The organism is Streptomyces scabichelini, from assembly GCF_011045015.1.
Taxonomy (GTDB): Bacteria; Actinomycetota; Actinomycetes; order Streptomycetales; family Streptomycetaceae; genus Streptomyces; species Streptomyces scabichelini.
Window position 1 is genome coordinate 1 of the sequence record NZ_JAAKZY010000346.1, and the last position, 7,006, is coordinate 7,006.

The 7,006-nt window shown below is 70.5% G+C and carries 8 protein-coding genes; 2 read left to right on the forward strand and 6 right to left on the reverse strand.

All coding sequences use genetic code 11. The annotated features are described in order from the left end of the window. The first annotated feature begins 141 nt into the window (after positions 1 to 141). Together G5C60_RS48585 and G5C60_RS48590 are read left to right on the forward strand one after the other, a co-directional pair. Positions 142 to 1,101, forward strand: a complete 960-nt coding sequence (locus tag G5C60_RS48585) for a hypothetical protein (protein ID WP_165270368.1) — start codon at positions 142 to 144, stop codon at positions 1,099 to 1,101. A 220-nt stretch (positions 1,102 to 1,321) separates the two neighbouring features. Next, positions 1,322 to 1,651, forward strand: a complete 330-nt coding sequence (locus tag G5C60_RS48590; protein ID WP_165270382.1) for a rhodanese-like domain-containing protein — start codon at positions 1,322 to 1,324, stop codon at positions 1,649 to 1,651. Positions 1,652 to 1,693: 42 nt separating this feature from the next. Here G5C60_RS48590 and G5C60_RS48595 read toward each other — a convergent pair whose 3' ends face one another. From G5C60_RS48595 to paaA, 6 genes are all read right to left on the reverse strand, one after another. Next, on the reverse strand, positions 1,694 to 2,830 hold the full coding sequence (locus G5C60_RS48595; RefSeq protein WP_165270370.1) for an acyl-CoA dehydrogenase family protein: 1,137 nt from the start codon (positions 2,828 to 2,830) through the stop codon (positions 1,694 to 1,696). Positions 2,831 to 3,020: 190 nt separating this feature from the next. Beyond that, positions 3,021 to 4,088 (reverse strand): 2Fe-2S iron-sulfur cluster-binding protein, encoded by a 1,068-nt coding sequence (locus tag G5C60_RS48600; RefSeq protein ID WP_165270372.1) that lies wholly within the window; start codon positions 4,086 to 4,088, stop codon positions 3,021 to 3,023. After that, positions 4,088 to 4,624, reverse strand: coding sequence for a 1,2-phenylacetyl-CoA epoxidase subunit PaaD (paaD, locus tag G5C60_RS48605; protein ID WP_165270374.1), 537 nt, complete (start codon positions 4,622 to 4,624; stop codon positions 4,088 to 4,090). The genes G5C60_RS48600 and paaD overlap by 1 nt, the downstream gene beginning before the upstream one ends. Next, positions 4,618 to 5,337: a 1,2-phenylacetyl-CoA epoxidase subunit PaaC gene (gene paaC / locus G5C60_RS48610; protein ID WP_165270376.1), complete on the reverse strand. Its 720-nt coding sequence runs from the start codon at positions 5,335 to 5,337 to the stop codon at positions 4,618 to 4,620. The genes paaD and paaC overlap by 7 nt, the downstream gene beginning before the upstream one ends. Continuing rightward, entirely contained in the window at positions 5,334 to 5,621 is a 288-nt protein-coding gene (gene paaB / locus G5C60_RS48615) for a 1,2-phenylacetyl-CoA epoxidase subunit PaaB (RefSeq protein ID WP_165270378.1), read from the reverse strand. The genes paaC and paaB overlap by 4 nt, the downstream gene beginning before the upstream one ends. Further along, positions 5,618 to 6,628, reverse strand: a complete 1,011-nt coding sequence (paaA, locus tag G5C60_RS48620; RefSeq protein WP_165270380.1) for a 1,2-phenylacetyl-CoA epoxidase subunit PaaA — start codon at positions 6,626 to 6,628, stop codon at positions 5,618 to 5,620. Before paaA ends, paaB begins: the two co-directional genes overlap by 4 nt. Positions 6,629 to 7,006 lie beyond the last annotated feature (378 nt).

Here is a 7,006-nt window from a genome sequence, read left to right on the forward strand (position 1 = left end):
GGGGGGAGGGGAGCCCCCCCGGGAAGACATTGAAGCCAATCCCGTTCCCTTCCGTGCCCCTCGCCGAGGCACCGTGCAGGTGAGGACACCGTGCTCGAGTGTTTCGGGTGGGTGGCCTGAGCCGTGGCCTAGGCTGGACAGGTGATGACGCCGGAAGCTGAGCAGTCCCAGTCCGAGCCGCCTGTCGAGGAGGGGGCTGCGAAGCCGTCGGCGGATGATGTTCCGCCGGCCGGGGACGAGGCGTCGGCTGAGGATGAGGCGTCCGCCGGTGAGGGTTCCCGTGGCGAGGATTCCGCCGACGAGGGTTCCGGTTCCGGTGAGGAGCAGGCGCGGCCCGAGGAGCGGCTGGAGCGGGCCGTGCGCGCGGCTGAGCAGGCGTTGATCGAGTATGAGATCGCGGTGGAGACCTTCCGCGTCGAGGTGGAGAACTTCTCCCGGCTGCACCATCAAAGGCTCGGACCGATGTACGCGCGGCTCGACGAGCTGGAGGCGCAGATCGCGGAGGCTCGGGCCGCCCGCAGCGGCGACCCGGAGGATGTGCGCAAGGCTCAGGAGGCGCGGGCTCGGGTCATGCCGATGCCGGGGGTCGAGGAGCTGTTCCACCAGTGGCTCGACTCGGACGGACTGTCCCCGGAGGCCACGGCGATGTTGACCGAGCAGCCGGTACGGCCACCGCAGCGCGTGCGCCCGAGCGACGAGGCTCGCAAGCTCTACCGCGAACTGGTCCGCAAGGCGCACCCTGACCTGGCGCAGGACGACGACGAGCGCAGGCGGCGCGACGAGTTCATCGCCCGGGTCAACGCCGCGTACGGCCGTGGGGACGAGACTCTGCTCCGGGAGCTGTCCGAGGAGTGGGCCGCTGGGCCTGTACCCGAGGAGTGGCAGCCGAGTCGCAGCGAGGAGCTCTATGCGCGCCTCGAATGGCTCGCCCAGCGTAAGGAACTGCTGACGCTCGTGGCCCGTGACCTGGAGGAAAGCGCGATCGGCGCGATGCTCAAGATCGCGCCGGACGACCCCGACCGGCTGCTGGAGGAGATCGCCGAGCAGCTGCTGGCGCAGGTGAGCGAGCGCGAGGCGGAGCTGGCGGGACTGCTCGGTTAGCTTCACGGCTTTCGGTCGGCCGGCTTCATGGCTTTCGGGCGGTTGGCTTCACCGGCTCCCGGTCGCTTGACTTCACCGGTTCTCGGTCGGCGTCGTCTGATCATGGCGTTGGGTTCACTGGGCTGCGGAGCTGCGGAGCTGCGGAGCTGTGGGGCGGATGCGCCGACGGCAGGTGGTGGCCGGGTCGGGTAGCGTCGGGGATATGCAATTCGGAACTGGTGTGCCCACGGTCGAGGTCGGGGATCTCGCGGACGGAGACTTCCTGCTGGACGTCCGGGAGGACGACGAATGGCAGGCGGGTCACGCGGAGGGGGCACTGCACATCCCCATCAGCGAGTTCGTTGCGCGCTACGGCGAGTTGACCGAGTCGGCGCCGCAGGACGGCAGGATCCATGTGATCTGCCGCTCGGGCAGCCGTTCCGCGCAGGTCGCGATGTACCTCGTCCAGCAGGGCATCGACGCGGTGAACGTCGACGGCGGCATGCAGGTCTGGGCAGCCGCCGGCCGCCCCGTGGTGGACGACAAGGGTCAGCCGGGTTTCGTGCTCTAGCGAGCCCCTGCCCCAGGTGAGTACGCCGCCGCCCTTCGTCCCTCACCCCAGCACATGCGCCGCCAGCAGATCCCCCAGCGTCTCCTCATGGGCTGCCGCCGGGCCGAGGGAGAGTTCCAGGTGCTTGGCCCAGGCGTGGTAGCGGTGCAGGGGATAGTCGGTGTCGGCGCCGAAGCCCCCGTGCAGATGCTGCGCGGTCTGCACGACGCGTCGTACGCCCTCGGAGGCCCAGATCTTGGCCACGGCGACGTCGCCGGACGCGGGCAGCGCGCCGCCCGCCCCCGTGCTGATCCGCCACGCGGCCTGCCAGAGGGTCGCCTCCATCGCGCGCAGGTCGATATAGCGGTCGGCGGCCTGCACGGCCACCGCCTGGAACGTGGCGACCGGGAACCCGAACTGCTCCCGCTTGCTGGTGTATTCACTCGTCATCCCGAGCACGCCCTCGCCCAGGCCGAGCGCCAGCGCACACGTTCCGGTGGCGAGCAGATCCCGCAGTGACTCCCATGCGCCGTCGGCGTCGATGACGTCCCGGGCGGCCAGACGTACGGAGTCCAGCCGGAGTTCGCCGAGGCGCTCACCCGTGGTGGAGATCTGCTCGGCGAGCACGGCACCGTCGTGAACGCGGGGCACGAGGGCGAGCACGGCGCGGCCCGAACCGGTGCTCAGCGCGGGCACGACGACGAAGTCCGCGTTGTACGCCCAGGGCACCGCCGTCTGTACCCCGTCCAGCACCCACTCGTCGCCTTCCCGACGCGCGGTGACGGCGAGTTCGGCGCCGTCGTGCCCGGTGCGGCCGTTCGCGGCGACGGTCAGCACCACCTCGCCACGGCCGGCCCGCGCGAGCAGCTCAGCCTTCAGCTCCTCACCGCCGTATGTCTGTACGGCCACTGCCGCCGCACTGCTCTCCAGCAGCGGCACCCGCGCGAGCACCTTCGCCGACTCGCGCAGCACCAGGCACAACGCGATGGCGTCAAGGCCCGCCCCGCCGTAGCGCGCGTCGATCAGCAGGCTCAGCAGATCCGCTTCGGCGAGCTTGGCCCACAGCGCCCGGTCGAAGTCGTCGGCGACGGCACCCGCGGTGAGCGCGGGAGACGGCACCCCGTCGGGCGCGACCCCGGCGAACACCGCCTTCGCCGCCTCCACGGCCGCCTGCTGTTCTTCGGTGAAGGTGAAGTCCACAGCCCTGTCCTCCCACGTGCCGGCCCATCGGACGGATCTGACGGATCTGACGGAGCGTCAAGATAGAACAGGTTCTACAAGAAGGGAACGGGGTGACAGTGAAGGGAACGCCAGTAACGCAAGCCGACACCAGACAAGGGGCCGTCACAAGCGGCGGCCACAAGCAAGGGGAACCGTCGGCGGGCGGAGCTCACCGGTCGAAGTCCAACTCCACTTTTTCCGTGGCCGGATGAGACTGGCACGCCAGTACATACCCCGCTTCCGTCTCCTCCGGCTCCAGCGCGAAATTGCGGTCCATCCGCACCTCGCCGGAAACCAGGAACGCCCGGCAGGTCCCGCACACCCCGCCCCTGCAGGCGTACGGCGCGTCGGAGCGGTTGCGCAGCACCGTCTCCAGGAGCGGCTCGCCGTCCCGCACCGGCCAGGTGCCCGCGCGCCCGTCGAGCCGCGCGGTCACCGTGCTGTGCGCGGGAGCCGGCACGGTGGCAGTGGACGTGGCTCCGTCGTCCACATGGAAGATCTCCTCGTGGATACGGCTCCGCGACACCCCTAGATCGCGCAACGCTCGCTCCGCCCCCTGCACCAGCCCGAACGGCCCACACAGGAACCAGCCCGCCACCGTGTCGACCGGCAGCAGCGCCGGAAGCAGCCCCGCGAGCCTCTCTCGGTCGAGCCGCCCGGAAGGCAGACCGGCCTGCTGCTCCTCCCGGGAGAGCACCGTCACCAGCTGGAACCGCTCCGTAAAACGGTCCTTGAGGTCGGCGACCTCCTCCAGGAACATCGTCGAGGCGGACGTGCGGTCGCTGCGTATGAGGCAGAACCGCGCTTCGGGCTCCCGCGCCAGCAGCGTCGCGATGATCGACAGCACTGGCGTGATGCCGCTCCCGCCGACCACGGCCGCGTACACCCCGGGCGCCGGTTCGAGCGTGAACCGGCCGGCCGGCGTCATCACCTCCAGCTCGTCGCCGACACCGATCTCCTTGAGCGCGTACGTCGAGAAGGCCCCGCCCTCGACCAGCCGCACCCCGACCCGCAGGGTCCGGGGACCCTCACCGTCCACAGGTGTGGGTGCCGGCGAGCAGATCGAGTACGTACGCCGTATCTCCGTGCCGTCGGCGGTGTGCCGCAGGGCGAGGTGCTGGCCGGGCGCGTACCGGTACTCCTCGCGCAGCTCCGGCGGCACCGCGAAGGTCAGCGCCACGGAATCGTCGGTGAGCCGGTCGACCGCGGCCACCGGGAGTGTGTGGAATCGGGCCATCACAACTCCTTGAAGTGGTCGAACGGTTCGCGGCAGGACAGACAGCGCCGCAGCGCCTTGCACGCGGTGGACGAGAAACGGCTGAGCAGTTCGGTGTCGGCGGAGCCGCAGTGCGGACAGTGCACGGGTTCCGCCGCCTCCGGCTGCGCGGTGAGCGTGCGCATCGGTCCCAGCTCCACCGGCACCGGTCCGTCCGTGTGCCGCATGCGCGGTGGGGCGATGCCGAACTCGCGCAGTTTGCGCCGCCCTTCGTCGGTGATGTCGTCGGTCGACCAGGCGGGCGTGAGCACCGTGCGGACGGTGACCTCCCGTATGCCGTGCTCGCGCAGCACCCGCTCTATGTCCACGGACATCACCTCGACGGCCGGGCAGCCGGTGTACGTCGGGGTCAGCTCGACCTCGACCGCCCCGGCGCCGCGCAGGTGCACCGCGCGCAGGACGCCCAGCTCGTGCAGGGTGATCACGGGCAGTTCGGGGTCGGCCACCGAACCGGCGAGCTCCAGGAGTTCCGCTTCGAGCGGAGTGGTCGTCACCATGACGCCCCCGGGTGGCTGCGGTGCAGATGCTGCATCTCGGCGAGCATCCGCCCGAAGGACTCGGTGTGCAGGCCCTGGCGTCCGGCGCCCGCGGCCCACGCCCCGGACCGCGGTCCTTCCGGCACGTCGAGGGTCGCCCGGCGCAGGACGGCGGAGACGGACTCCAGCCAACTGGTCTCCAAATCCTCCCAGTTGACGTTCACCCCTTCGACCGGCTGGAACATCTCGCCCGTGAACCGCCACAGCGCCTCGCCCGCCCGTCGCATCCGCTCATGGCTCTCGGCCGTGCCGTCGCCGAGCCGTAGCGTCCACTGCTCGGCGTGGTCCTGGTGGTAGGCGACCTCCTTGACGGCCTTGGCGGCGAGAGGGGCGAACTCGCCGTCTTCGGCGGCCAGTTCCGTGTACAGCAGACGCTGGTAGGTGGAGAAGTACAGCTGGCGGGCGATCGTGTGGGCGAAGTCGCCGTTCGGCTGTTCCACCAGCTGGAGGTTGCGGAAGGCGCGCTCCTCGCGGAGGTACGCCAATTCGTCCTCGTCGCCGGCCATCGACAGGAGCACCCGCGCCTGGCCCAGCAGATCGAGCGCGATGTTGGCGAGGGCCACTTCCTCTTCGAGGACGGGCGCGTTGCCCGCCCACTCCCCCAGGCGGTGCGAGAGCACCAGGGCGTCGTCGCCGAGGGCGAGGGCGGCCGCGGAACCGGCGGTGACCGTCACAGGTGCTTCACCCCTTCCGGGATTTCGTAGAACGTCGGGTGGCGGTAGGGCTTGTCGGCGGCCGGTTCGAAGAAGGGGTCCTTCTCGTCCGGCGAAGAGGCGGTGATCGCGGCGGACGGAACGACCCAGATCGAGACGCCCTCGCCGCGCCGGGTGTACAGGTCGCGGGCGTTGCGCAGGGCCAGCTCGGCGTCCGGTGCGTGCAGGCTGCCGGCGTGGGTGTGCGAGAGTCCGCGGCGCGAGCGCACGAAGACCTCCCAGAGGGGCCAGTCGTCGGTGGTCATGCTCGTGCCTCCCCGTTGCCTGCGGCGTGTTTGCCGGCGTACGCCGCGGCCGCCTCCCGTACCCATGCGCCCTCGTCGTGCGCTCGCCTGCGCTGCGTTATCCGCTGTTCGTTGCACGGGCCGTTGCCCTTGAGGACCTCCCGGAACTCCGTCCAGTCGATCGCTCCGAAGTCGTGGTGGCCCCGCTCCTCGTTCCACTTCAACTCCGGGTCGGGGAGCGTGAGTCCGAGCGATTCGGCCTGGGGGACGCAGATGTCCACGAAGCGCTGGCGCAGCTCGTCGTTCGAGTGGCGCTTGATCTTCCAGGCCATCGACTGCGCGGAGTGCGCGGACTCGTCGTCGGGCGGGCCGAACATCATCAGCGAGGGCCACCACCAGCGGTTCACCGCGTCCTGCGCCATCTCGTGCTGCTCCGGGGTGCCGCGGCTGAGGGTCAGCAGCAGCTCGTACCCCTGTCGCTGGTGGAAGGACTCCTCCTTGCAGATGCGGACCATCGCGCGCGCGTACGGCCCGTACGAGCAGCGGCACAGGGGCACCTGGTTGGTGATCGCGGCGCCGTCCACCAGCCAGCCGATGGCGCCGACGTCCGCCCACGTCAGCGTCGGGTAGTTGAAGATCGACGAGTACTTCTGGCGGCCGGTGTGCAGCTTGTCGAGCAGCTCGTCGCGGCTGGTGCCGAGGGTTTCGGCCGCGCTGTAGAGATACAGACCGTGCCCGGCCTCGTCCTGGACCTTGGCCATCAGGATCGCCTTGCGGCGCAGGGAGGGCGCGCGCGTGATCCAGTTGGCCTCCGGCTGCATACCGATGATCTCGGAGTGCGCGTGCTGCGCGATCTGCCGGACCAGCGTCGAGCGGTAGGCGTCGGGCATCCAGTCGCGTGGCTCGATGCGGTCGTCGGCGGCCACGGCGGCGTCGAAGACAGCCTCGTACGCCGCTGTCCGCGCGGCCTCGTCCGCCGTACCGTCCGCCCCTGCGCGGGCCGTCCGGTGCTCGGCTGCTGTCGCCATGCGGTCCCCCTCGACCTTGATCAAGTTACCGACCGATCGTTCGGTTCGTCCGATTCAATGGTGGGACGAGGGCCGTAAGGTGTCAACCGCTGTGGATAACCCACTGTGGACAACGTCGCGGTTGTGGCCACTGTGTCCTCTGGGGCTGTGCCGGGCGGGCGGGCCTGAGTACCGTTCCGGTGCGAACGTCGCGGCGCGGTATCCCGCGGGCGGTACGGCACCCCGCCGGCCGGCGACAGGAATCCGGCGGACATCGGGAATCGGGAAACGGGGCGGAATGGACGCGTACGACGAGGGCTCGAACGCCCGGCACGAGCCGCCGGGCGAGCCCGAGCCCGCCGTCCCCGACGGGCCCCGGCCCAACGACCGCCCCGAGCC

Coding starts and splice junctions, on each gene's coding strand:
- paaD (WP_165270374.1), bottom strand. CDS start 4,624: ATGGTGACGACCACTCCGCTCGAAGCGGAACTCCTGGAGCTCGCCGGT.
- paaB (WP_165270378.1), bottom strand. CDS start 5,621: ATGACCACCGACGACTGGCCCCTCTGGGAGGTCTTCGTGCGCTCGCGC.
- G5C60_RS48600 (WP_165270372.1), bottom strand. CDS start 4,088: ATGGCCCGATTCCACACACTCCCGGTGGCCGCGGTCGACCGGCTCACC.
- paaA (WP_165270380.1), bottom strand. CDS start 6,628: ATGGCGACAGCAGCCGAGCACCGGACGGCCCGCGCAGGGGCGGACGGT.